The sequence below is a fragment of the Actinocorallia aurea genome (assembly GCF_054783995.1).
Window position 1 is genome coordinate 439570 of sequence record NZ_BAAGPQ010000002.1, and the last position, 24359, is coordinate 463928.

General features: G+C 70.5%; 26 protein-coding genes. 20 read left to right on the forward strand and 6 right to left on the reverse strand.

Annotated elements, in window-relative coordinates:
* Window positions 1-102 precede the first annotated feature (102 nt).
* Genes ACYVOM_RS02265 through ACYVOM_RS02275 form a run of 3 tightly spaced genes read left to right on the forward strand, consistent with a single transcriptional unit; the run spans window position 103 to window position 2494 of the window.
* A complete protein-coding gene (locus tag ACYVOM_RS02265) occupies window positions 103-720 on the forward strand; it encodes a DUF998 domain-containing protein (RefSeq protein WP_460301495.1) in 618 nt (205 codons plus the stop codon).
* Complete coding sequence (locus tag ACYVOM_RS02270; RefSeq protein ID WP_460301496.1) at window positions 717-1841, forward strand: sensor histidine kinase; 1125 nt, start codon at window positions 717-719, stop codon at window positions 1839-1841. Before ACYVOM_RS02265 ends, ACYVOM_RS02270 begins: the two co-directional genes overlap by 4 nt.
* Window positions 1838-2494, forward strand: coding sequence for a response regulator (locus tag ACYVOM_RS02275; protein WP_460301497.1), 657 nt, complete (start codon window positions 1838-1840; stop codon window positions 2492-2494). The genes ACYVOM_RS02270 and ACYVOM_RS02275 overlap by 4 nt, the downstream gene beginning before the upstream one ends.
* On the opposite strand, the gene ACYVOM_RS02280 is transcribed toward ACYVOM_RS02275, so the two are convergent.
* Window positions 2491-3150 (reverse strand): class I SAM-dependent methyltransferase, encoded by a 660-nt coding sequence (locus tag ACYVOM_RS02280; protein WP_460301498.1) that lies wholly within the window; start codon window positions 3148-3150, stop codon window positions 2491-2493. The genes ACYVOM_RS02275 and ACYVOM_RS02280 overlap by 4 nt on opposite strands.
* A 264-nt stretch (window positions 3151-3414) precedes the next feature.
* On the opposite strand from ACYVOM_RS02280, the gene ACYVOM_RS02285 reads away from it, so the two are divergent.
* Window positions 3415-3603, forward strand: coding sequence for a ferredoxin (locus ACYVOM_RS02285; protein WP_460301499.1), 189 nt, complete (start codon window positions 3415-3417; stop codon window positions 3601-3603).
* An 89-nt stretch (window positions 3604-3692) separates the two neighbouring features.
* Here the strand turns inward: ACYVOM_RS02285 and ACYVOM_RS02290 are convergent, their stop codons facing one another.
* Both ACYVOM_RS02290 and ACYVOM_RS02295 read right to left on the reverse strand, forming a co-directional pair.
* Window positions 3693-4493, reverse strand: a complete 801-nt coding sequence (locus ACYVOM_RS02290; protein WP_460301500.1) for an enoyl-CoA hydratase/isomerase family protein — start codon at window positions 4491-4493, stop codon at window positions 3693-3695.
* A gap of 3 nt (window positions 4494-4496) precedes the next feature.
* Window positions 4497-5393: an SDR family oxidoreductase gene (locus ACYVOM_RS02295; RefSeq protein WP_460301501.1), complete on the reverse strand. Its 897-nt coding sequence runs from the start codon at window positions 5391-5393 to the stop codon at window positions 4497-4499.
* Window positions 5394-5665: 272 nt separating this feature from the next.
* Here ACYVOM_RS02295 and ACYVOM_RS02300 point away from each other — a divergent pair, with 272 nt between their 5' ends.
* From ACYVOM_RS02300 to ACYVOM_RS02320, 5 genes are all read left to right on the forward strand, one after another.
* Window positions 5666-9316: a multifunctional oxoglutarate decarboxylase/oxoglutarate dehydrogenase thiamine pyrophosphate-binding subunit/dihydrolipoyllysine-residue succinyltransferase subunit gene (locus ACYVOM_RS02300; RefSeq protein ID WP_460301502.1), complete on the forward strand. Its 3651-nt coding sequence runs from the start codon at window positions 5666-5668 to the stop codon at window positions 9314-9316.
* Window positions 9317-9448: 132 nt separating this feature from the next.
* The gene (locus tag ACYVOM_RS02305; RefSeq protein WP_460301503.1) at window positions 9449-9637 is read left to right on the forward strand and encodes a DUF6104 family protein; all 189 of its coding nucleotides are present in this window, start codon (window positions 9449-9451) and stop codon (window positions 9635-9637) included.
* A gap of 530 nt (window positions 9638-10167) precedes the next feature.
* The gene (locus tag ACYVOM_RS02310) at window positions 10168-11346 is read left to right on the forward strand and encodes an NAD(P)-dependent malic enzyme (RefSeq protein WP_460301504.1); all 1179 of its coding nucleotides are present in this window, start codon (window positions 10168-10170) and stop codon (window positions 11344-11346) included.
* A gap of 220 nt (window positions 11347-11566) precedes the next feature.
* A complete protein-coding gene (locus ACYVOM_RS02315) occupies window positions 11567-12535 on the forward strand; it encodes a zinc-binding dehydrogenase (RefSeq protein ID WP_460301505.1) in 969 nt (322 codons plus the stop codon).
* 29 nt (window positions 12536-12564) lie between these two features.
* The gene (locus ACYVOM_RS02320) at window positions 12565-13140 is read left to right on the forward strand and encodes a CGNR zinc finger domain-containing protein (protein ID WP_460301506.1); all 576 of its coding nucleotides are present in this window, start codon (window positions 12565-12567) and stop codon (window positions 13138-13140) included.
* Here the strand turns inward: ACYVOM_RS02320 and ACYVOM_RS02325 are convergent.
* Window positions 13098-13412, reverse strand: coding sequence for a S24 family peptidase (locus tag ACYVOM_RS02325; protein WP_460301507.1), 315 nt, complete (start codon window positions 13410-13412; stop codon window positions 13098-13100). The two genes, ACYVOM_RS02320 and ACYVOM_RS02325, sit on opposite strands and share 43 nt — an antisense overlap.
* Before the next feature lie 92 nt (window positions 13413-13504).
* On the opposite strand from ACYVOM_RS02325, the gene sodN reads away from it, so the two are divergent.
* The 6 genes from sodN to ACYVOM_RS02355 all read left to right on the forward strand — a co-directional run bounded on the left by sodN (window position 13505) and on the right by ACYVOM_RS02355 (window position 17703).
* Window positions 13505-13897 (forward strand): superoxide dismutase, Ni, encoded by a 393-nt coding sequence (gene sodN / locus ACYVOM_RS02330; RefSeq protein WP_460301508.1) that lies wholly within the window; start codon window positions 13505-13507, stop codon window positions 13895-13897.
* 157 nt (window positions 13898-14054) lie between these two features.
* Window positions 14055-14498, forward strand: a complete 444-nt coding sequence (locus ACYVOM_RS02335) for an RrF2 family transcriptional regulator (protein ID WP_460301509.1) — start codon at window positions 14055-14057, stop codon at window positions 14496-14498.
* Between the two features lie 75 nt (window positions 14499-14573).
* Window positions 14574-15800, forward strand: a complete 1227-nt coding sequence (locus ACYVOM_RS02340) for a globin domain-containing protein (protein ID WP_460301510.1) — start codon at window positions 14574-14576, stop codon at window positions 15798-15800.
* A gap of 71 nt (window positions 15801-15871) precedes the next feature.
* Window positions 15872-16351 (forward strand): GNAT family N-acetyltransferase, encoded by a 480-nt coding sequence (locus tag ACYVOM_RS02345; protein WP_460301511.1) that lies wholly within the window; start codon window positions 15872-15874, stop codon window positions 16349-16351.
* 75 nt (window positions 16352-16426) lie between these two features.
* Window positions 16427-16855 (forward strand): ATP-binding protein, encoded by a 429-nt coding sequence (locus tag ACYVOM_RS02350; protein ID WP_460301512.1) that lies wholly within the window; start codon window positions 16427-16429, stop codon window positions 16853-16855.
* 128 nt (window positions 16856-16983) lie between these two features.
* The gene (locus ACYVOM_RS02355) at window positions 16984-17703 is read left to right on the forward strand and encodes an RNA polymerase sigma factor SigF (protein ID WP_230612830.1); all 720 of its coding nucleotides are present in this window, start codon (window positions 16984-16986) and stop codon (window positions 17701-17703) included.
* Window positions 17704-17735: 32 nt separating this feature from the next.
* Here ACYVOM_RS02355 and ACYVOM_RS02360 read toward each other — a convergent pair whose 3' ends face one another.
* Window positions 17736-18203: a hypothetical protein gene (locus ACYVOM_RS02360; protein WP_460301513.1), complete on the reverse strand. Its 468-nt coding sequence runs from the start codon at window positions 18201-18203 to the stop codon at window positions 17736-17738.
* A 53-nt stretch (window positions 18204-18256) separates the two neighbouring features.
* Between ACYVOM_RS02360 and ACYVOM_RS02365 the strand changes: the two genes are divergently transcribed.
* The 3 genes from ACYVOM_RS02365 to ACYVOM_RS02375 all read left to right on the forward strand — a co-directional run bounded on the left by ACYVOM_RS02365 (window position 18257) and on the right by ACYVOM_RS02375 (window position 20432).
* Window positions 18257-19192: a diacylglycerol/lipid kinase family protein gene (locus tag ACYVOM_RS02365; RefSeq protein WP_460302332.1), complete on the forward strand. Its 936-nt coding sequence runs from the start codon at window positions 18257-18259 to the stop codon at window positions 19190-19192.
* Between the two features lie 332 nt (window positions 19193-19524).
* The gene (locus ACYVOM_RS02370; protein WP_460301514.1) at window positions 19525-19788 is read left to right on the forward strand and encodes a WhiB family transcriptional regulator; all 264 of its coding nucleotides are present in this window, start codon (window positions 19525-19527) and stop codon (window positions 19786-19788) included.
* Window positions 19789-20042: 254 nt separating this feature from the next.
* On the forward strand, window positions 20043-20432 hold the full coding sequence (locus ACYVOM_RS02375) for a hypothetical protein (protein ID WP_460301515.1): 390 nt from the start codon (window positions 20043-20045) through the stop codon (window positions 20430-20432).
* A 37-nt stretch (window positions 20433-20469) separates the two neighbouring features.
* Here ACYVOM_RS02375 and ACYVOM_RS02380 read toward each other — a convergent pair whose 3' ends face one another.
* Window positions 20470-21999, reverse strand: a complete 1530-nt coding sequence (locus ACYVOM_RS02380; RefSeq protein WP_460301516.1) for a sensor histidine kinase — start codon at window positions 21997-21999, stop codon at window positions 20470-20472.
* Window positions 22000-22040: 41 nt separating this feature from the next.
* Between ACYVOM_RS02380 and ACYVOM_RS02385 the strand changes: the two genes are divergently transcribed.
* Window positions 22041-23216, forward strand: coding sequence for an 8-amino-7-oxononanoate synthase (locus ACYVOM_RS02385; RefSeq protein ID WP_460301517.1), 1176 nt, complete (start codon window positions 22041-22043; stop codon window positions 23214-23216).
* Between the two features lie 108 nt (window positions 23217-23324).
* Window positions 23325-24062, forward strand: coding sequence for a GntR family transcriptional regulator (locus ACYVOM_RS02390; protein WP_460302333.1), 738 nt, complete (start codon window positions 23325-23327; stop codon window positions 24060-24062).
* Window positions 24063-24359: the final 297 nt, after the last annotated feature.

The window sequence follows — 24359 nt, forward strand, 5'->3', positions numbered from 1 at the left end:
CGCGAGTACTCCGTCCGGTGTACGCGGTACTCGAAAGGAGCAGGCCGAAGAGCCTGCTTCTGGACGACGTGCGGGGGCGGCCGGAAAAATAGCTTTTCGACCATGACGCACACGACGACCCGGCCGGGCACCTCGGCCGGAACCCTCCGCAGAACCGCCGGCACCGCCGCGGCCGTCGCCTTCGCCGCCTTCACCCTCTCCGACCTGGTGCACCCCGGCTACGACCCCGTCGCCGAGCCGGTGAGCAGGTACGTCAACGGGGCGCACGGGTGGCTGGTGACCCTCGGGATCGCCGCCCTGGCCCTCGCCGTCGCCGCCGCGGCCGCGCTCGCCGGGCGGGGGCGGCGGCTCCTCGCCGCGTCCGCCGCGGGCTTCGCGGTCGCCGCGGTGTTCCCGGCGGACCCGCCCGGCCGCTGGCAGGCCCCCTCGCTCTCCGAGTCGGTCCACGGCGCCGCCGCCTGGACCGCGCTGATCCTCCTGTGCGCCGCGGCCCACGTCGTCACCCGCTCGCTGCGCCGCTCGACGGGCCTCCCCCTGCACGCCCTCCGCGCCTGCTCCGCCACCATGACGACCGGGCTGGTCCTCTTCGCCCTGAGCCTCGCCGACCGCATGGCCCTCACGCACAGCGCCCCCCTGGGCCTCGCCGAACGCCTGCTCCTGGCCGGCGCCCTCGCCTGGCTCGCCCTCGCCGCCGCCTCCACCCGCGAGGCCGCGGGATGAGGCGCGACCTTCTTGTCCAGTCCGCTGCTTACGCGGCGGTCTGCCCCCTGATCTTCATCGCCGTCGTCCTAGCCCCGGCCGTTGTGGGCGCTCCCATCAGCTGGGAGGGTTCGTTCGCGCTGGGAGCCGCGCTCAGCGTCCTCCTGATGCTGCGGGATCGCGCACCGGGAACCGTGCTCGTCCTCTCGGCCCTCGTCCTCTGCGCTTTCCGCACCACCGGTCTCTACGAATCGGGCTGGGCGTGGCCGCTCGTACCGGCCCTGCTCGCGGCATACTCCGCGAGGCGCTATGCGGTGGCCGCTACCACCGTCTCCGCACTCCTCGCCTTCGCGGTCTTCGGCGAGATCGTCTTCTTCTCCACCTCGGTACCCGAGTCGGTCATCCGGGTCGCGACGGAGGCACTCTGGCTCGGGCTTCCGCTCGCGCTCGTCACGATCGTGCGGCAGAACGCCCAGCGGCGGTCCCAGCAGAAGGAACTGCGCGAGCAAGAGGGAAGAGCCCTCCTCGCCGAACAGCGGGTGGAGATAGCGCGGGAGGTCCACGACGTCGTGGCGCACACCCTGGCCGTCGTGGGCGTCCACCTCAACGTCGCAGCCGACGCGCTCTGCGACGACCCCGACGGCCCTGGCGTCGATCTCGACGCCGCCCGCGCGGCGCTCGCCACGGCGCGGGAGGCGCGCGGCGCGGCCATGGCGGACCTGAAGGCCTTCGTCGGGGACCTGCGCGGCGCGCCCCAGGCCGGCCTCCCGGAGATCGAGCGCCTCCTGGACTCCGCCCGCGCGGCCGGGCTGGAGATCGAGTCCTTCCAGGGCTGGGATCTGGCCGCCGTCCCGGCCGCACAGAGCCTCGCGGCTTACCAGGTGGTCCGCGAGGCCGTCACCAACGCCCTCAAGCACTCCGGGGCCACCCACCTCTCCGTTTCCCTGGTGGCCGGTTCCCGCGCGCTACGCGTCGAGGTGTCCGACGACGGCACGCCGGCCTCCCCCGTCGTCCCCGGGCACGGCCTGACGGGCATGCGGGAGCGGGTCACGGCGCTCGGGGGGTCGGTGCAGTGGGAGTCCGGCGACGGGTTCACCGTCCGCGCGGTCCTGCCCCTCGATGCGGGAGGATCGGCGGCGTGACCGTCACCGTGCTGCTCGCCGATGATCAGGCGCTCGTGCGAGCGGGCTTCCGTAGTCTGCTCGCCCGGGCCAGGGACATCGCGGTCGTCGGGGAGGCCGCGTCCGGGACCGAGGCCGTCGCGCTCGCGGACCGGCTCGCGCCGGACGTCGTACTGATGGACATCCGGATGCCCGGGATCGACGGGATCGAGGCGACGCGGAGGATCCTCGCGGCCCGGCCGGAGACGAAGGTCGTGGTGCTGACCACCTTCGACACCGACGAGCACGTCTTCGAGGCGCTCGCGGCCGGGGCGAGCGGGTTCCTCACCAAGGAGGTCGAGCCGGCGGAGCTGCGGCGCGCTGTGGCCGTCGCGGCGGCCGGGGAGGCGCTGCTGTCGCCCGGGGTGACGCGCCGCGTCGTCGCTCGGTTCGCCGGGGCCGCCGCCCGCCCGTCCGCGCCGCTGGAGGCGTTGACGGCGCGGGAGAACGAGGTGGTCCGCCTGGTCGCGCGGGGCCTGTCGAACGAGGAGATCGCGCGCGAGCTGGTGATCAGCCCGCTCACCGCCAAGACGCATGTGACGCGGGCGATCGCCAAGCTCGGGGTGCGCGACCGCGTCCAGCTCGTCATCCTCGCCTACGAGCGGGGCCTCGTCGCGCCCGGTGACGGGGCCTAGGCGATCGGGTCGGCGTCTGAGGTGCGTTCCAGGATGCGTAGGGAGCCTTGGATGCGGCGTTCGGTGAAGGCGCCGGAGGCCATCGCGCGCTCGTAGACGTGGAAGGGGGCCTGGCCGCCGTCGGCGGGGTCGGGGAAGACGTCGTGGATGGCGAGGCAGCCGCCGATCATGATCTTGCCGGCCCAGTGGGTGTAGTCGGCCTGGGCGAACTCCTCGCTGTGGCCGCCGTCGATGAAGAGCAGGGACAGCGGGGTCGACCACAGGGGCGCGACGGTCGCGGAGGTGCCCACGACGGCGACGACGACGTCCTCCAGGCCCGCGGCCCCGATGGTCTTGCGGAAGACCGGGAGGGTGTCCATGCGGCCCGTGCAGGGGTCCACCAGGGACGGGTCGTGGTGCTCCCAGCCCGCCTGGTTCTCCTCGCTGCCGTGGTGGTGGTCGACCGTCACCAGGACCGTCCCCGCCTCGCGGGCCGCGGCGCCGAAGTAGATCGCGGACTTCCCGCAGTAGGTGCCGACTTCGAGCATCGGGCCGAGGCGGCCGTAGTGCACGGCGGTCTCGTACAGCGCCCTGCCTTCGTCCGGGGGCATGAAGCCCTTGGCGTTGAGGGCGGCCCGCAGGAGTTCGGCGGGCATCTCCGGAAGGGTCTCGGTCATCGTTCAGGCGCCTTCGTCCAGCGGGTTCGGGGTGGGTAGGAAACACTCCCGCATAGGGCCCTCGCATCCCAGGGGCAGGGGGTGTGTGCTAGGCCACACCTGGTGGGGCGGGGACTTGTGCGGCCATATTAGAACGTGTTCTACTTCGGCGAGGCGGAGGGCACCCCGGTCCCGGGCGGCACGGAACCGAACGAGATTCGGCGAGTCGGGCCACTCGTGGTACAACCCCCGGGACACCGCAAGCTCGGCTGAGGAGGAACTGCCATGAAGGTCACCGTCGACTACCTCGTGTGCGAGGCGAACGGAGTCTGCGTCGGGCTCGCCCCGGACGTCTTCGACCTCGACGACGACGACAACCTCACGGTTCTCACCGAGGAGGTCCCGGCCGGCCAGGAGGACAAGGTCCGCCACGCCGTCCGCTCCTGCCCGAAGGCTGCCCTCTCGGCCGAGTGACGCAGCCCCGCGGGCGGGATGAGAGGGCATGACAAGAGCCCCCCGGAAGCCTCCGAGGGGCTCTTCGCGCGTGCACGCCGCGCCCGAGGTCAGCGGTCGCGGAACTTCGGCGCCCGCTTCTCCATCGTCGCCGCGATGCCCTCCAGGAGGTCCTCGGTGAGGAACCCGAGGGTCTGCGTGCGGTTCTCGATCGCGAGCTGGGTGCGCAGGCCCGGCGCGTCGAGCGAGAGGTTCAGCAGTTCCTTGGTGTGCCGCAGCCCGAACGGCGAGCGGGTGAGCAGCTCGGCGGCCAGCGCCTCGGCGCCCGCCACGTCGTCCTCGGCGATCTCGGTGACCAGCCCCAGCTCCAGCGCCTTCTCGGCGCCGATCGACCGAGCCCGGTAGAAGATCTCGCCGGCGCGCGCCGTGCCGATGAGGCGCGGCAGCATCCAGGTGAGCCCCAGGTCGCCCGCCGAGAACCCGAGGTTCAGGAACGGGGTGTGGAACTTCGTCGACGGCGCCGCGACGCGCAGGTCGCAGGCGAGCGCCATCGAGAAGGCCATGCCCACCACGGGGCCGCGCAGCGCCGCGATGACGGGCTGGGGGATCTCGCGCAGGCCGAGGACGATCTCCCCGGATCTGACCATGCCCTGGTAGATCTTCTGGATGCGGCCCTGGCCCTCGCCCTTGCCGCCTCCGGAGCCCGCCAGGCCCTGCCCCTGGATGTCCATCCCGGCGCAGAACCCGCGGCCCTCACCCGTCAGGATGACGACCTTGGTCTCGGTGTCGGTCTTGAGCCCGTTCAGGATCGCGAGGATCTCCTCGACGTTCTCCGGGGTGATCGCGTTGAGCCGCTCCGGACGGTTCAGGGTGATCGTGGCGATCCCGTCCTTGCGGGTGAAGCCGACCACGGGTTACGCCAGGGCCTGGAAGGTGGCGGTGGTCTGCTCGCCGATGTTGGCGTAGATCGCGAACGGCTCCTGGGTGGAGATCTGCTCCCAGTTGTCGCGGATGTCCTCGACGCTCAGGCCGTCCTTCTTGGTGAAGCCGGGGCCCTCGGCGACGAAGATCTTCGCGATGTGGCCGCCGCCCACGGTGTAGACCTGGCCGCTGTCCGGCACGCTCTCGTGCGCCAGGAAGACCACCAGCGGGGTGACCTGCTCGACGCCCAGCTTCTCGGCGAACTCCGCAGGGAAGAGGTCGGCGGTCATGCGGGTGTAGGCGACGGGGGCGATCGCGTTGACCTTGATCCCGGCCTTCTTGCCTTCGGCGGCGAGGGTCCGGGTGAAGCCGACGAGGCCCATCTTGGCGGTCGAGTAGTTCGCCTGGCCGAAGTTGCCGAACAGGCCCGCGGGCGAGGAGGTGTTGACGACCCTGCCGCCGGACTCGACGAGGTGGGGCCACGCCGCCTTGGTGACGAGGAACGCGCCGCGGAGGTGGACGGCGATGACGGCGTCCCACTCGCCCGTGGTGATGTTCTTGAAGGACTTGTCGCGCAGGATGCCCGCGTTGTTGATCAGGATGTCGATCCGGCCGAACGTGTCGATCGCCGTCTGGACGATGGACGCGGCCCCCTCCTCGGTGGCCACGTTCCCGCCGTTGGCGACGGCCTCGCCGCCGTTCTTGACGATCTCCGCCACGACCTCCTGGGCCGGGCTCGTCGAGGCGCCCTCGCCGTGGAGGTCGCCGCCGAGGTCGTTCACGACCACCTTCGCGCCGCGGGAGGCGAGCTCCAGCGCGTGCTGGCGGCCCAGACCGTGGCCGGCGCCGGTGATGATCGCGACTTTGCCGTCGTACCTCAGTTCAGACATTGCTTGCGCTCCCTGTCGTTGACGAATCCGGCACTCGGGCGTCGGCGGGCGAGCCGAGAGCGGGTGGGACCCCAGTGGACCATGGGCCGGGTACCCATTGGTAGCACTGAACCGAATCCGGCTCTAGTGGGACCCCACCCCTTCCGAACCCTCTCCGGCGGCGGCCGTCTCCGGATACGACGGAGGTCACGGCAGCGCGCGCTCCCTGAGGCGAGTAGCCTTATGGACGTTTAGAACCCACCTGCGAGCTGCGGAAGAGGGCGATCTCCGCCGTGTCGAGCGAGTCGCACACCCCTGCCGATCTAAGTGATTTCGGCGCCAACGAGTGGTTGGTCGATGAGCTCTACCAGAAGTACTTGGAAGACCCTGAGACGGTCGACAAGGCCTGGTGGAGCTTTTTCGCGGATTACCAGCCGGGCGCGAAGCCCGCTCAGCCTGTGAACGGCGCCGCCGCCGCGGCAGCCCCGAGCACCCCCGCGGCGCCCAGCGCGCCCGCGGCACCCAAGGCTGCGCCCGCCCCCACCGCGAAGGCGGCGCCCAAGGCGCAGCCCATTCCGGTGACCTCCGGTGCGGAGGAGGTGAAACTGCGTGGAGTGGCCGCCAAGACGGTGGCCAACATGGAGAACAGCATCTCCGTGCCGACCGCGACCAGCGTGCGCGCCGTCCCGGCGAAGCTGCTGATCGACAACCGCATCGTGATCAACAATCACCTCAAGCGGGGCACCGGCGGCAAGGTCTCCTTCACCCACCTGCTCGGCTATGCCATCGTGCAGGCGCTCAAGGTGATGCCGGAGATGAACGCCTACTACACCGAGGTGGACGGCAAGCCCACCATGGTGAAGCCGGAGCACGTCAACTTCGGCCTGGCGATCGACATCAAGAAGGCCGACGGCCAGCGCCAGCTCGTGGTGCCGTCGATCAAGGCCGCCGAGACACTCGACTTCCGCCAGTACTGGGCGGCGTACGAGGAGCTGGTCCGCAAGGCCCGGGCCAACAAGCTCACCATCGAAGACCACATGGGCGGCACGATCAGCCTGACCAACCCGGGCACGATCGGCACGGTCCACTCCGTGCCGCGGCTCATGCCGGGGCAGGGCACGATCATCGGCGCCGGCGCCATGGAGTACCCCGCGCAGTACGCGGGCGCCTCCGAGGAGAGCCTCGCCCGGATGGCGATCTCGAAGGTCATGACGCTCACGTCGACCTACGACCACCGCATCATCCAGGGCGCCCAGTCCGGCGACTTCCTGCGCGTCGTCCACCAGTTGCTGCTGGGCCAGAACGGCTTCTACGACGAGATCTTCGAGTCTCTCCGGATCCCGTACGAGCCCGTCCGCTGGGTCCAGGACATCTCGGCGACCCACGAGAACGACATCGCCAAGATCGCCCGCGTGCACGAGCTGATCCACGCCTACCGCGTGCGCGGCCACCTCATGGCCGACACCGACCCGCTGGAGTACAAGCAGCGCCGCCACCCGGACCTCGACATCCTCCAGCACGGCCTCACCCTGTGGGACCTGGAGCGCGACTTCGCCACCGGCGGTTTCGGCGGCAAGCCGACCATGCGCCTGCGCGACATCCTGGGCGTCCTGCGCAGCTCGTACTGCCGCACCGTCGGCATCGAGTACATGCACATCCAGGACCCCGAGGAGCGCGCCTGGATCCAGGAGCGCGTCGAGCGGCCCTTCGAGGCCCCCTCGCGCGAGGAGCAGCTGCACATCCTGCGCCGGCTGAACTCGGCCGAGGCGTTCGAGACGTTCCTGCAGACCAAGTTCGTCGGCCAGAAGCGGTTCTCGCTGGAGGGCGGCGAGTCCCTGATCCCGCTGCTCGACGCGGTGATCACCGCCGCGGCGACGGCGCACCTGGACGAAGCGGTCATCGGCATGGCCCACCGCGGCCGCCTCAACGTGCTCGCCAACATCGTCGGCAAGTCCTACGGGCAGATCTTCAACGAGTTCGAGGGCAACCTGGACCCGCGCTCGGCGCAGGGCTCCGGCGACGTGAAGTACCACCTGGGCGCCGAGGGCGACTTCCAGGCCTGGAACGGCAACGGGATCCGCACCTCGCTGACGGCCAACCCGTCGCACCTCGAGGCGGTCAACCCGGTCCTCGAAGGCGTCGTGCGGGCCAAGCAGGACGTCATCGACATCGGCGAGTCCGGCTTCTCGGTGCTGCCGATCCTGATCCACGGCGACGCGGCGTTCGCCGGGCAGGGCGTGGTCGCCGAGACCCTGAACCTGTCCCAGCTGCGCGGCTACCGCACCGGCGGCACCGTGCACATCGTGGTGAACAACCAGGTCGGCTTCACGACCGCGCCGGAGTACTCGCGCTCGTCGGTGTACTCCACCGACGTGGCCCGGATGATCCAGGCGCCGATCTTCCACGTCAACGGCGACGACCCCGAGGCCTGCGCCCGGGTCGCCCGCCTCGCGTTCGAGTACCGGCAGGCGTTCAAGAAGGACGTCGTCATCGACATGGTCTGCTACCGGCGCCGGGGCCACAACGAGGCGGACAACCCCTCGTTCACCCAGCCGCTGATGTACGACCTGATCGACGCCAAGCGCTCGGTGCGCAAGCTGTACACCGAGGCCCTCATCGGCCGCGGCGACATCACCGTCGAGGAGGCCGAGCAGGCCCTCCAGGACTACCAGCAGCAGCTGGAGCGGGCGTTCACCGAGGTCCGCGAGGCCGCGGGCGCGCCGACCCCGCCCGGGGCCGTCGTGCGTCCGCCCGACGAGGACCGCATCCCGATCGACCACGGGGCCGCCGGTTCGGCGATCTCCGCCGAGACGGTCAAGCGGATCATCGAGACCCAGGCGAACCTGCCCGAGGGCTTCCAGGTGCACCCGCGCCTGCAGCCGGTGCTCGACCGCCGCGTCAAGAGCGTCGACGAGGACGCCATCGACTGGGCGACCGGCGAGATGCTCGCGTTCGGCTCCCTGCTGATCGACGGCCACCCGGTCCGCCTGGTCGGCCAGGACGTCCAGCGCGGCACGTTCGGCCAGCGCCACGCGGTGCTGGTGGACCGCCGGACCGGCGAGACGCACACCCCGCTGTCGGCGTTCATCCAGGGCGTCAACAAGTTCTACGTCCACGACTCGCTGCTCAGCGAGTACGCGGCGATGGGCTTCGAGTACGGCTACGCGCTCCAGCGGCCGGACGCCCTGGTCATGTGGGAGGCCCAGTTCGGCGACTTCGCCAACGGCGCCCAGTCGATCGTCGACGAGTTCATCTCCTCGGGTGAGCAGAAGTGGGGCCAGCGCGCGCCGCTGACGCTGCTGCTGCCGCACGGCTACGAGGGTCAGGGCCCGGACCACAGCTCGGCCCGCATCGAGCGGTACCTGCAGATGTGCGCCCAGGACAACATGACCGTCGTGTACCCGACGACCCCGGCGAACTACTTCCACATGCTGCGCTGGCAGACCCTGTCGGGCCGCAAGAAGCCGCTGATCGTCTTCACGCCGAAGTCGCTGCTGCGCTCCAAGGACGCCACCTCGGCCGCCGCGGAGTTCACCTCGGGCGCCTTCCAGCCGGTCATCCCGGACCACAAGATCGACCCTGCGGGCGTCAAGCGCGTCGTCCTGACCACGGGCAAGATCTACTACAACGTGGTCCAGGCCCGGGACAAGGCGGGCATCACCGACACCGCCGTCGTCCGGATCGAGCGGCTCTACCCGCTGCCGATCGACGAGATCAAGGCCGAGCTGGCCAAGTACCCGGCCGGCGTCGAGATCACCTACGTGCAGGACGAGCCGAAGAACATGGGCGCCTGGCCCACCTTCGCGCTGGTGCTGCCGAGCTACCTCGACACCAAGCTCAACCTGGTCTCGCGGCCCGCGTCCTCCTCGCCGGCCGTCGGGTCCGCCAAGACCCACGCCGCCGAGCAGGAGGCCATGCTGAAGCGGCTGTTCCCGAGCGCCTGAGCGCACCGGAACACCAGGCGGCCCCGGCCGCCGACCTGAGCGGAAAGGCCCCGGCGCGCGCGCCGGGGCCTTCTGGCTACCCCGAGCATCCGATCCGTTGACACCCCGATCCCTTCAGACGAGGAGACGGCCATGTACTTCACCGACCGCGGCATCGAGGAACTGGTCGCCCGCCGCGGCGAGGAGGAGGTCTCGATGGTGTGGGTCGCCGAGCGCCTGCGCGAGTTCGTCGACCTCAATCCCGAGTTCGAGATCCCGGTCGAGCGGCTGGCCACCTGGCTGGCGCGGCTCGACGACGAGGACGACGACGACCTGGACTGAGCACTCCCCCGAAGCGCCCGGACGGCTCGCCTCCGCCGAGAAGTGGCCGGATCCGGGCGCTCGGCGTTTCTACGGAATACAGGGCGTTCTCGGCTCCCGCGGGCCTCCTGAGCCCGTCCAGCACCTTCCACCGCACTGCCTCGCTCCCGTCCCCACCTCCACAGATGTCTGTGAAGCATAAATCTGTCCCAACAGGCAAGACAGCACCGCAGGAAATATTGCGCTCTTTTGCTTCATTGCTAAATAATGCTCTGAGGGGCATTGAGCTCATGGGTGCGGGACCGCGTCCCATCCGGGCGGAACCCGCCCAAGCCCCGTCCAGCAAACGCCGAAGAAACGGACAAGAGTGACCTATCCCTCACCCGGGACCTGCTGTTTGAAGTCCGGCACGGGTATGTCACAATCGCTGGACGGGTGACCCCCGTGTTCCTCGAGAGGCGACCAACCCGACACCCCCCCACCTGAAGGCAGGGTGTCTACCTCTGGCGTCTGCCCGAAATTCCGAAACTTCTTCTTTCAGTGGGGTCGCTGTGGCTACTGATCTTCCCGATTACTCCGACGATCCGGCTTTCGCGCTCCACGTGGGCGGCAAGCTCGAGGTCCGCTCGACCATCCCGGTCCGCGACAAGGACGACCTGTCCCTCGCCTACACCCCCGGGGTGGCCCGCGTCTGCACCGCCATCGCCGACCACCCGGAACTGGCCTACGAGTACACCTGGACCTCCAAGGTCGTCGCCGTCGTCACCGACGGCACCGCGGTCCTCGGCCTCGGCGACATCGGGCCCGCCGCGTCCATGCCGGTCATGGAGGGCAAGTCCCTGCTGTTCAAGGAGTTCGCCGGCGTCGACTCGGTGCCGATCGCGCTCGCCACGACCGACGTGGACGAGATCGTCGACACCGTCATCCGGATGGCCCCGTCCTTCGGCGGGATCAACCTGGAGGACATCAGCGCCCCCCGCTGCTTCGAGATCGAGGACAGGCTGCGCGCCGCCCTCGACATCCCGGTCTTCCACGACGACCAGCACGGCACCGCGATCGTCTCGCTCGCCGCGCTCAAGAACGCCTCCCGCCTCATCGGCAAGCCGCTGTCGCAGATGCGCGGCGTCATCGCCGGCGCGGGCGCCTCGGGCATCGCGGTCTGCCGCATCCTGCTGAACGCGGGCGTCGGCGACATCGCGGTCTCCGACAGCAAGGGCCTGGTCTACGCCGGGCGCGACGGCCTCAACGACAGCAAGAAGGCGCTGGCCGCAGTCACCAACAAGGCGGGCCTGACCGGCTCGACCGAGGAGGCCCTGCGCGGCGCGGACTTCTTCATCGGCCTGTCCGGCTCGACCGTCGCCGAGGACGCCATCGCCACGATGGCCGAGGACGCGATCGTCTTCGCCCTCTCGAACCCGACCCCCGAGGTCCACCCCGAGGTCGCCCGCGCCCACGCGCGCGTCGTGGCCACCGGCCGCAGCGATTTCCCCAACCAGATCAACAACGTGCTGGCCTTCCCCGGCATCTTCAAGGGCGCCCTCGACGTCCGCGCGCACTCGATCACCGAGGGCATGAAGGTCGCCGCGGCCGAGGCGCTTGCCTCCGTGGTCACCGACGCGGAGCTGTCGGAGGACTTCATCATCCCCAGCCCCTTCGACGAGCGCGTCGCCCCCGCGGTGATCGCCGCGGTCTCCGCCCAGGCCCGCGCCGAAGGCGTCAACCGCATCTGACCCGGCCCGAAGAACACGGCCTGGCAAGGCGTCCCGGCGAAGCCGGGCTCTCAAACGCCTGGCCAGGCCCGAAGAACACGGCCTGGCAAGGCGTCCCGGCGAAGCCGGGCTCTCAAACGCCTGGCCAGGCCCGAAGAACACGGTCCCGGTGCGGGGCGGTCCGTCGCCCCGGACCACCCCGCGCCGGGGCCGGGCATCCCCGTCCGGCTAGGGTGCGGCCATGTTCGCTGTCACCGCCGCGCGTATCGACGCGGAGAATCCCCTGTCCGGACTTCAGCTCGGGGAGCACCCCGACCCCGCGGTGCCCGAAGGCTGGACGACCGTCACCGTCAAGGCCGCCGCGCTCAACCGCCACGACCTGTGGACCCTCAAGGGCGTGGGCGTGCGGGCCGAGCAGCTTCCCCTGGTGCTCGGCTGCGACGCGGCGGGGATCGACGAGGACGGCAACGAGGTCGTCGTGCACGCGGTGATCGGAGACCCCGATCGCGGGCACGGCGACGAGACCCTCGACCCGAAGCGCTCGCTGCTCTCCGAGGTCCACGACGGGACCTTCGCCGAGAAGGTCGCGGTGCCGCGCCGCAACCTCGTCGCCAAGCCCGCCTCGCTCTCCTTCGAGGAGGCCGCCTGCCTCCCGACGGCATGGCTCACCGCCTACCGGATGCTCTTCGAGAAGTCGGGCGTCCAGCCGGGCGGGACCGTCCTGGTGCAGGGTGCGGGCGGCGGCGTCGCGACGGCGCTGATCGCGCTCGGCGGGGCGACCGGCTACCGGATCTGGGCGACCAGCCGCAGCGAGGCCAAGCGCGCGCGGGCGCTCGAACTCGGCGCCGCCGCGGTGTTCGAGACCGGCGCGCGGCTCCCCGACCGGGTCGACGCGGTCATGGAGACCGTCGGCGCGGCCACCTGGGCGCACTCCACGAGGTCGCTGCGGCCGGGCGGCCGGATCGTCATCTCCGGCGCCACGTCGGGCGACGCGCCCCCCGCCGAGCTGACCCGCACGTTCTTCCTCCAGCTCCAGGTCGTCGGCTCCACGATGGGCACCCGCGACCAGCTCACCCGGCTGGTGAACCTCCTCGACACCACGGGTCTGCGGCCGTCGATCGACCGGGTCATACCGCTCACCGAGGCCCGCGACGGATTCGCCGCGATGGCCGCCGGAGAGCAGTTCGGCAAGATTGTTTTCACCATGTGAATCCTGCCGGAGAATTCACGGTTCACCGGGTGCTGCCTGATGTGATACTCACAGACAAGGGCGAATTCGGCATTTCTGTGATCACCGTGAGGGCGCTCGTGGACCTCCTTTCTTACGCGGACCTGGTGGTCGAACTGGTCAACACGCGCGATCCCGCGGTGGACGCGCTGCGCGATCTGGACACGCTGCGGGAGCTGCTGCTGATCCGGCCGCACCTCATGGGCCGGGTGACCTACCGCGACCTGGAGGCCATGCGGCAGCTCCGGCAGAACCTCCGCACCGTCTTCGAGGCGGCCTCCGGAGGCGACCACGACAGCGCCGCCGACGGCGTCAACCAACTCCTGCTGCGCCATCCGATCCACCCGGCGCTGTCCAACCACGACGGCCGCGACTGGCATCTGCACCTGATCGAGGACGGTTCCGTACCGGACCGTTATGCGGCGGGCGCGGCGATGGGCCTCAGCCTGGTGATCGGCACCCGCGGATTCCGCGCGCTCGGGGTGTGCGCCGCCGATAACTGCGACAACATCTTTCTCGCCGAGGACGTCCGGAAACTGCGCCGCTACTGCTCCGGCGTTTGCCGCAAACGCAGCAGAGGCCAATAGCGGAACAGCACGCGGCCGATGATCGCGTCTTGAGAGACGGCCCCGAAGTCCCAGCTGTCCCTTCTGCCCGGCGCCTTCTGGTTGTCGCTTTCCAGCCACCACCCGCCGTCCTGCCGGAACGTCGCCCGCTTGACCATGAGCGTCCCGGCGTGCTCGGCGACGACCACGTCCCCCGGGCGCACCGCGGCGCCCGTCCGGACGATCAGCAGGTCACCCGGGGCGAGGCCGGGCAGCATCGAGCGCCCCTCCACCCGCACGGGCTTCCATCCCATCCCGACCTCCTCGATCACGCCGCCCCGCGGCCGGAGTAATGTCGTTACGACAAGATCCGATCCACCATGACCCACGAAGGGAACCACGACCCGTGAGCGTTCTCCGACCCACCACGGTCGTCTCGGCGCACTGCGACCTGCCGTGCGGCGTCTACGACCCCGCGCAGGCCCGCATCGAGGCCGAGTCCGTCAAGGCGACCATCGAGAAGTACCACGCCAGCGACGACGAGACCTTCAAGGCCCGCGCGATCGCGATCAAGGAGGAGCGGTCCGACCTGGTCAAGCACCACCTGTGGGTGCTGTGGACCGACTACTTCAAGCCGCCGCACTTCGAGAAGTACCCGCAGCTCCACGAGCTGTTCAACGAGGCCACCAAGCTCGCCGGCGCCGGTGGCACCAAGGGCAGCCTCGACGTGAAGGTCGCCGAGAACCTTCTCGGCAAGATCGCCGAGATCGACACCATCTTCTGGGAGACCAAGAAGTAAGGGACCCGATCCCGACGGCGCCCGGCTCCTCACGCGAGGGGCCGGGCGCCGTCGTTCCCGGACCGTCTTGGACGCCCCGAGGACCGTCCACGTTCGGGTGATTCTTCCCACCCATCGTAAATTGGTATTAAAGATGCCACTTTGCTAGTTTCAAAGGGTGCGCCTCACCAAGTTCACCGACCTGTCGCTCCGGGCGGTCATGCGGCTGGCGTCCTCCGAGGAGGACGCGCCCCTGACGACCCGTGAGATCGCGGTCGCCGTGGAGGTGCCCTACGCGCACATGGCCAAGGCCATCAGCAGGCTCGGCCGGCTCGGCGTCGTCACCGCCCGGCGCGGCCGCGGCGGCGGCCTCGAACTCACCGCGCTCGGCCGCCGCGCCTCGGTCGGCTGGCTGGTGCGCGAACTGGAGGGCGAAGAGGAGGTCGTCGCCTGCGAGGGCGACACCCCGTGCCCCCTGCGCGGCGACTGCCGCCTGCGCGGCGCCCTCCGCCGCGCCCAGGAGGCGTTCTACGCCTCCCTCGACCCGATCACCATCGAGGACCTGACCTCCTCCCCGGAAGGCCCGGTCCTCGTCGGACTGACCCTCCGACCACCCGGCTGAGCCTTCCCGCGCTCCCGCGCGGCCTCAGCCCGCCGTTGAATCAGTAGATGATCTACCAATTATCTGGAGTTCCCCATGCTGCTCTCCGAGACCGCGGCCCCCGTCGTCCGCGCGACCCTCCCCGTCGTCGGCGCCCATCTCGGCCAGATCACCGAGCGCTTCTACGCCAGGCTCTTCGAGGCCCGCCCCGAACTCCTGCGCGACCTGTTCAACCGCGGCAACCAGGCCAACGGCGACCAGCAGCGCGCCCTCGCCGGCTCCGTCGCGGCCTGGGCCGGGATGCTGCTGGCCGAGCGGGACGATGCCGACGAGCAGGCCCCGGACCCGCGCGCGGTGATCAGCCGGATCGCGCACAAGCACGCCTCCCTCGGCATCCTCGCCGACCAGTACAAGCTCGTCTACGAGCACCTGTTCGGCGCGATCGTCGAGGTGCTCGGCGACGCCGTGACCCCCGAGGTCGCCGCCGCCTGGGACGAGGTCTACTGGTCGATGGCCGACGCGCTCATGGCCGCCGAGGCCGACCTCTACCGGGCCGCCGGCATCGGACAGGGCGGCGGGCTCCCCGGCGCGGTGTGGCGCCGGATGCGGGTCACCGGCCGCACCCGGGAGACCGCCGACATCGTCTCCTTCACCCTCAGCCCCGTCGACGGCGAGCCCGCGGGGACGTTCCGGGCCGGCCAGTACGTGAGCGTCCAGGTCGAACTCGCCGACGGCGCGCGCCAGATCCGCCAGTACAGCCTCTCGGAGGCCCCCGGCGGAGCCGAGTGGCGGATCAGCGTGAAGCGCGAGCGGCCCCTGGACGGCCCCGTGGGCGAGGTCTCGGCCCTGCTGCACGACGAGGTCTTCCCTGGCGACGAGATCACCGTCTCCGCCCCGTTCGGCGACCTCGTCCTGCCCGAGGGCGACGGCCCCCTGCTGCTGGCCTCCGCCGGCGTCGGGATCACCCCGACCCTGTCGATGCTGCTCGACCTCGCCTGGCACAAGTCCGACAGGTCGGTCACCGTCGTGCACGGCGACCGCCACCCCGACACGCACGCCCACCGCGTCCAGCAGGAGGCCTGCGCGGCCGAGCTGCCCGGGGCCGACCTGCACGTCTGGTACGAGGAGCCCGGCGAGTCCGGCGCGCGCTCGGGCTACCCCGACCTCTCGGCCGTCGACCTCCCCGAGGACGTCACCGCCCTGCTCTGCGGCCCGCTGCCCTTCCTGCGCGCCGCCCGGACGGCGCTGCTGGAGCGCGGCGTGCCCGCCGAACGCATCCACTACGAGGTCTTCGGCCCCGACCTCTGGCGCGGCGCCGCCTGACGCCCCGCCCCACGCGGCGCCGCGCCAAGAGCGCGGCGCCGTCCGCGTCCGCCCCCGGTTAGGCTGACTCGATGAGCACGAAGGTCCGCACCGCCACGATCGCCGACGTCCCCGTCATCCTGGGATTCATTCGCGACCTCGCGGAGTACGAGAAGGAACTGGACAAGGTCGAGACCACCGAGGACGACCTGCGAGCGGCCCTTTTCGGCCACGAGCCGAAGGTCTTCGCCCACATCGCCGAAGACCCCTCGGGCACTCCGGTCGGTTTCGCCCTCTGGTTCCTTAATTTCTCCACCTGGACCGGTAAACACGGAATCTACCTGGAAGACCTCTACGTCTCTCCCGAAGCCCGCGGCGGCGGCCATGGCAAGGCCCTCCTCGCCGAACTCGCCCGCGTGGCCGTGACCCGCGGATATGCCCGGTACGAGTGGGCCTGCCTGGACTGGAACACCCCTTCCATCCGCTTCTACGAGTCCCTCGGCGCCAAGGCGATGACCGAGTGGACGGGCTACCGGTTGGCGGGCGAAGCGCTCCAGGCCGTCGCTCGATAGCGTGTGGCATCGCGCCGAAGTGGTCGGCACGCGGTAGTTTCAGAAGGAGCGGAGCAACCCCGAAGAGGGAGACACGTGACTGAGGAAACCGCTGCCATGACGGCAGGCACCAAGCTCACCCTGCGTGACGTCGTCACCGTGAAGCTGCCTGCCGCGAGTGCCTATCTGTCGGTGCTCCGCACCGCTACGGCCGGGCTCGCGGTAAGGCTGGACTTCACGATCGACGAGATCGAAGACCTGCGCATAGCCGTCGACGAGGCCTGCGCGATGCTGCTCGCACAGGCGGTGCCAGGCACCGACCTGACCTGTGAGTTCGAACTCACCGGTGATGCCATGCGCATCTCGGTCTCGGTGCTGACGGTCGACGGCCGCACACCGAGCCGCGACACTTTCGCCTGGACCGTTCTGTCGTCTCTGGCCGGAGAGGTGGATGCCACCGCCGGGCCGGACGACCGCGTGACGGTCACGCTCCAGAAGCGGCGCGGCGCGGGCGGAGCGGCGTGACGCCGGCCGAGCGCACCTCCCCCGAGGAGACCCAGGAGGAAACGGTGGCCGACGAGGTCGTGGTGCCGGAGCCTCCCCGGTCCAGTGCGGTCCCCGACCGCACCAGGGCCAAGGAGCTCTTTCACACGATGCGGGCGCTGCCCGAGGACGATCCTGAGCGGCAGCGCATCAGGGACCAGCTCGTCGAGATGCATCTGCCGCTGGTGGAGTATCTCGCGCGCCGGTTCCGCAATCGCGGCGAATGGCTGGACGACCTGGTCCAGGTCGCCACGATCGGCCTGATCAAGTCGATCGACAGGTTCGACCTGGAGCGCGGGGTGGAGTTCTCCACCTACGCGACGCCCACCATCGTCGGCGAGATCAAGCGGCACTTCCGCGACAAGGGCTGGGCGGTGCGCGTCCCGCGCCGCCTCCAGGAGCTCAAGCTGAGCCTCACCAAGGCGATCAGCGAGCTGGCCCAGAAGGAGGGCCGCGCGCCCACCGTCGCGGAGCTCGCCGCCCATCTCCAGATGACCGAGGAGGAGGTGCTGGAGGGCCTGGAGTCCGCCAACGCCTACTCGACGGTCTCCCTGGACGCGCCCGACTCCGGCGACGAGGACGCGCCCGCCGTCGCCGACAGCCTCGGCATGATCGACGAGTCGCTGGAGGGCGTGGAGTACCGCGAGTCCCTGAAGCCGCTGCTGGAGAAACTGCCGCCGCGCGAGAAGAAGATCCTCCTGCTGCGCTTCTTCGGCAACATGACGCAGTCGCAGATCGCCACGGAGCTCGGCATCAGCCAGATGCACGTCTCCCGCCTGCTGGCCAGGACCCTCGCCCAGCTCCGCGAGGGCTTGACCGCCGAGGACTGAGTGATCGACCCCCAGGGCCGTCTGAGCGCCGCTCAGACGGCCTTGTCGTTCCCGCGCTTCCCGCCGGGCGGCACAGCCTTCGCGTCCCGCTCCTTCTCGGCGTCCTGCTCCTCCTCGACGATGTCGTCGGCGTAGAGGGCTTCGAGGACGGGGCGGCTGAGGAGGGTCAGGAGGGCGAGGACGGCCACGGCGATGAGGGGGTAGCCCAGCCAGGGGCGGTCGCCCTGGATCAGCGAGACCGACACCGGCACGGCGAACAGCTGGGTGAGGACGGCCGGGGAGCGGCTCCAGCGCTGGAGGTTCCACAGCCCCTTGGCGATCCACAGGATGAGGACGCCGCCGCCCGCGGTCAGCACCGAGACCGACACGGCCGTCGCCATGTTCGTGCGGTGCCCGAGCACCGTCTCGACGGCGATCAGGAGCCCCCATCCGAGGGCGACCAGCCCCGTGGCGGACTGGAGGACAGCGGCTGCGGCGAGGGCCCGGGGACGTTGTGGCACGCCCGCCAGACTACCTCCGCGGACCTGTGGCATACGCTGGCGCCGTGCGCGCCATGCTGATCGCCAACCCCCGGGCCTCGACGACCACCCGCCAGGTCAGAGACCTTCTCGTCCGGGCGTTCGTGGGCGATCTGGAGGTCGAGCCGGCCGAGACCGGGCACCGCGGGCACGCGATCGAGCTCGCCGAGCGGGCGGCCCGCGAGCACTACGACATGGTCATCGCACTCGGCGGCGACGGCACCGTCAACGAGGCGGTCAACGGGCTCATGGCGGTGCCGGGCACGGCCGAGACCAGGCCGGCGCTGGTGATCCTGCCGGGCGGCAACGCCAACGTCTTCGCCCGCGCCCTGGGCCTGCCGGGCGATCCGATGCGCTCCCTCGCCGCCATCCTCGGGGCGCTGCGCGGCGGGCACACCAGGACCGTCGCCCTCGGCCATGTGACGACGCCGAAGGAGAGCCGCTACTACACGTTCACCGCCGGAGCCGGGCTGGACGCCGAGGTCGTCAAGGCGGTCGAGGAGGCGCGCGAGCAGAGGCGGTCGGGCAAGGCCTCCAACCTGCTCTACGTGCGGTGCGCGCTCAGCCGGTTCTTCGCCGGCACCAACCGCTCCCTGCCCGCGCTGGAGGCCCGCGCGAACGGGCGGGTGGCGCGCGGCCTGTTCCTGGCGTTCGTCTCCAACACCTCTCCCTACACCTATCTCGGGCCGCGTCCAATCGTGCCGAGCCCCCGGGCGAGCCTGGGCGCCGGGCTCGATCTCTTCGCCATCCGCTCCCTGCGGACGGCGCCGGTCGTCGCCGCGCTCGCCCAGATGCTCCTCCCGGCGACCGGCGGACCCAGGGGAAGGCAGATCGTGGAATTGCACGACGCGGAGGAAGTCGTCCTCACGGCAAGGCGGCCGATCGCTTTGCAGGTGGACGGCGATTATGTGGGAACACGCGAGCACATGGTGTTCCGCAGCGTGCCAGCAGCGCTACGAGTGGTCATCTGAGACCGTTTCGAGACCCTGGAGAGGTCCGCCACAAATCTCCTGAGACCTAGCTCTCGTTGCACTGAGCTGCGGGAACGTCTAAGGACAACCACTTAGCCGGTGAATGTGTCACCCATGTTCCAACGGTGTGACACAACCGACAGCCATACCAGGAGAAACCTTTCTCCAAGTACTTGCGCGGTCCATTGCCGCCCTGACACGCTCAAAGTGCGCCGCGAGAGACCCTGCAGTAGGGATGCGCAGGCGCACTTCCCGGATGCCACACCCCGGCCCGGGCGACCAACATCGTGAAACCATTCACATGGGTTTCATGGCGAGTAAGGAGTGGACGCATGGACTGGCGCCACCGCGCAGCCTGCCGTGACGTGGACCCCGAGCTGTTCTTCCCGATCGGCAACACCGGCCCCGCTCTGCTTCAGATCGAGGAAGCCAAGCAGGTGTGCCGCAAGTGCAATGAGACCGACGCCTGCCTGCGGTGGGCGCTGGAGTCCGGCCAGGACTCCGGGGTCTGGGGCGGCATGAGCGAGGACGAGCGCCGCGCCATCAAGCGCCGCGCCGCCCGGGCCCGCGCCCGCGCCAACACTGCGACCGTCTGACACTGCGACCGTCTGACACCTCGACCGCCTGAACATCTGAAACGTCCGGCATTTCGAGCGTCTGACACCGCACCCTTACTCGCCGGCCTCGCGCGGCGTGCGGCCATGGGCCTGGATCATCCGGGACCCGGCAGCACGCCGCGCGAAGTCGTCTTTATGGCGATGCAATGGGATCGCAGCGAGCTGACCATTGTTGTGGCGGTTTCTCCGAAGTCGACCGTCGTGACATGGGGGGTTAGGTGTAGGTTCGCCGCATGATGCGGACGGTGATCATGGTGAGTGCTGCGGCGGGTCTCCTCGCGGCGCTCGCCGCATGCGGCGGCGAAAGCGACACCCCCGAGAAGACGCCGGAACCCGTGCGCAGCGTGGCCGGGCTCCCGCAGGAGCTCATCGGCCCCTGGCAGGTCGCCGAAGGCGAAGGCTCCTACGAGTTCGTCGTCGACGGGACGTGGACCTGGAGCGAACCCGGCTGCCAGGCCGCGGGCGGATACACCGCCGAGGCGTCCCGGCTGGCCCTGACCGTCTCCCGCGAAGGATGCGGACGCGAGGCGGGCGACCTTACCTGGAAGATCGCCGACGCCCGGCTCACCCTGACCCGTCCCGACGGGCAGGCCGAGGTGTACGTCCGCCCGCAGGACGGCTGACCCGGCCCGGCTCGACCCGGTGCCACCGACCGGCCCGTCAGCTCCGCGGCGGCCCCTGCGGCCGGTGCTCCAGCGGCAGGTCGAGCACGACGCTCGTGCCGCCGCCCTGCCGGTCCCCGAACGCGATGGTGCCGCCCAGCTCCCCCTCGGTGAGCGCCCGGACGATCTGGATGCCCAGGCTGTCGGCGCTCTCGGGATCGAAGTCCGCCGGAAGGCCGACGCCGTCGTCGGTGACCTCGACCCGCAGCCGCTCCTCGGTGCGCGAGACGAGCACCTCGAGGTTCCCGCCGTGCTCGGCGAGGCCGTGCTGGAGCGCGTTCTGGAGCAGCTCGGTGAGGACCATCGCGATCGGGGTGGCGATCGCGGCGGGCAGCACCCCGAAACCGCCGAGCCGGCGCGGATGCACCCGGATCTCCAGCGACATGAGGTCGCCGGACATCGCGATGACGCGGTCGGCGATCTCGTCGAAGTCGATCAGCTCGTCCGGGGTGTGCGACAGCGTCTCGTGCACGATCGCGATCGACCCGACCCGCCGCACCGCCTCCTCCAGCGCCTCCCTGCCCTCCGGGACGCGCAGCCGCCGCGCCTGGAGCCGCAGCAGCGCGGCGACGGTCTGGAGGTTGTTCTTCACCCGGTGGTGGATCTCGCGGATCGTCGCGTCCTTGGTCATCAGCTCGCGGTCGCGCCATCGCAACTCGGTCACGTCGCGGATGAGGGCGATCGACCCGATCTGCTCCCCCGCCACGATCAGCGGGAGCATTCTGAGCTGGACGAACGCGCCGTGCGCCTCGACCTCCACCTCCCGGTGCGCCTTGCCGCTCAGCATCCCGATGAAGGACTCGTCGATCGGCTGGCCGGTCTCCGCCAGCTTCGCCGTCGTCTCCCCCAGGTGGTCGCCCACCAGGTCGGTGGCCAGGCCGAGCCGCCGGTAGGCCGACAGCGCGTTGGGGCTGGCGTACACGACGCGTCCGGTGCGGTCCACGCGCAGCAGGCCGTCGCCGACGCGCGGGGACCTGATGAGGTTCGCCTCCGCGCCCGGGACCGGGAACGTGCCCTCGGCGATCATCTGGGCGAGGTCGCTCGCGCTCTGCAGATAGGTCAGCTCGAGCCGCGACGGGGTGCGCGCCGAACTGAGGTTGGTGCTGCGCTGGATGACGCCGATCATCTTGGCCTGGCCGCCGTGCCTGGCCAGGATCGGGATCGACTCCTCCCGGACGGGGATGCCGCTCCCCCACTCCGGATCGCCCTCCCGCACGATGCGCCGCTCCCGCCACGCCACGTCGATGAGGCCGCGCTTGCCCGTCCGGACGATCCTGCCGACGAGGTCGTCGGGGTAAGCGGTCGGGCCGGTGGTCGGGCGCATCTGGGCGACGCACACCCAGCCGTCGACGGCCCTGGGCGGCCAGTGCCCCTCCCCGGTGGGGCGCTTCTGCGGCACCCACAGCACCAGGTCGGCGAAGGACAGGTCGGCGAGGAGCTGCCAGTCCGAGACCAGCGCGTGCAGCCATTCGAGATCTCGCTGGTCCAGATCAGTCTGCTTGCGGACGAGGTCGGGCAAGGTAGGCACCTGCCCATCATTCCAGCCCTGCCCCCTGCGAGGATGGGCAGGTGAGCGCGACAGACCGCACGGGCCGTCCCGACCCCCTCCGCCGGCTGACCGAGGCGACCGAACGGCGCGACGCCGCCGGGCTGCGCCGGCGCCTGCGCCCCCGCACCGGCGACTTCGACGGCCTCGTCGACCTCGCCTCCAACGACTACCTGGGCCTGTCCCAGGACCCGCGCCTCATCGACGGGGCCGTCCGCGCCCTGCACGGCTTCGGGACGGGATCGACCGGGTCCCGGCTCGTCACCGGCACCACCCTCCTGCACGACGAGCTCGACGCGAGGCTCGCCGCCTTCTGCGGGGCCGCTTCCGGGCTGACCTTCTCCTCCGGATACCTCGCCAACCTCGGCGCGGTGACCGCCCTGTCCGGGCCGGGCGCCCTGGTGATCTCCGACCAGGTCAACCACGCGTCGATCGTCGACGCCTGCCGGCTCTCCCGGGCCAGGGTGCGGATCGTCCCGCACCGGGACGTCGCCGCCGTCGAGAGGGCGCTGGCCGAGCGGGAGGAGGAGACCGCCGTCGTCGTCACCGACGCGGTGTTCTCGGTCGACGGGGACGTCGCGCCCCTTGCCGCGCTGCACCGGGCCGTCCGGGCGCACGGGGCGCTGCTCGTCGTGGACGAGGCGCACGCCCTCGGCGTCGTCGGGGAGCACGGGCGCGGAGCGTCCTGGGCCGCGGGCATCGCCGGGGAACCCGACGTGGTCCTCACCCTCACCCTGTCGAAGTCCCTCGCGTCCCAGGGCGGCGCGGTGCTGGGCGCCCCCGAGGTCCGCGAGACGCTGATCGACACCGCCCGCAGCATGATCTTCGACACCGGCCTCAACCCCGCGGCGCTCGGCTCCGCGCTCGCCGCCCTCGATGTGATCGAGAACTCACCCGAGCTGCCCGGACGGGCCAGGGCCGTCGCACGGCAGGTCGTGAAGATCGCCGAAGCGCACGGCCTGGAGACTCGCATACCGGACGCGGCGGTCGTTCCAGTCTTTCTCGGACAGCCCAAAAAGGCCCTTCAGGCTGCGGAGATCTGCCTCGACCACGGGTTGCGGGTTGGCTGTTTCCGGCCACCGTCCGTGCCCGAGGGACGCGCGTGCCTGAGAATCACGGCGCGGGCCAGCCTCGGCGAGGCGGAACTCACAGCCCTCGACCAGGCACTCGCGGCGGTCGCCCGCGCTGTGGACCCGTAACCTGCTCGCGTAACATCGAGCCAAACCGGCGGTGAACAAGGAGCTTCGTTGACAGCCGAACACGCACTGGGCGACTTCGGGCTCTCGGCCCCGCCAGGCAGGCCGCAGATGCCGGGCAACCCCCTCGCGAGCTCGCCCCGCGTGCCGAAGTACTACCGGCTGAAGGAACTGCTCGTCGAGCTGATCACCTCGCTGCCGGCCGGCAGCCCGCTCCCTCCCGAGCGGACCCTGGCCGAACGCTACGGCACCTCCCGCACGACGGTCCGCCAGGCGCTCGCCGAACTCGTCGTCGAGGGACGGCTCCAGCGGATCCAGGGCAAGGGCACCTTCGTGGCCAAGCCGAAGGTCCCGCACCAGCTCCAGCTCGTCGGCTACACCGAGGACATGCGCCACCACGGCCTCCTGCCGGAGACCCGGATGCTCGACGTCGCCTACCTGACCGCCGACGAGCGGCTGGCGAACCTCCTCGGCATCCGCCCCGGCGGCCGGGTCCTGCGCATCCACCGGCTGCGCCTCGCCGACGGCGACCCGATGTCGATCGACTACACGCACCTGCCCGCACGGCGCTTCCCGGGCCTCCGCAAGGAGCTGTCCCGCAACCTGTCCCTCTACGAGACACTCGCCGCCGCCTACGACGTCCACCTCGCCGAAGCCGAGGAGACCATAGAGACGGTCCTGGCCACCCCCTACGACGCCCAGATCCTCGGCGTCGACGTGGGCCTCCCCCTCATGCTGATCTCCCGCCAGTCCTTCGACACCACGGGCGAACCCGTCGAATGGGCCCAGTCCTTCTACCGCGGCGACAGGTACAAATTCGTGACGCGCCTGCGGCGCCCTGGGGATTGACCCTTCGGGGAGACAGAAGATTCAAAGCCTAGGATTCCCGCCGCAGGCGCTGTCTTGAATTGCGCCGCCTCCGGCGACGCGTGATCGGGCGCTTGAGATCCCTGGACCGTGTCCGATTGCGCCGCCTCCGGCGACGCGTGATCGGGCGCTTGAGATCCCTGGACCGTGTCCGATTGCGCCGCCTCCGGCGACGCGTGATCGGGCGCTTGAGATCCCTGGACTGCCCCTCCGGCCCTGGGGGCCTACGGGGCAGCCCAGGGGCGCCCGATCACTGGTCCTCGGCCCCAGGGGGCCTGC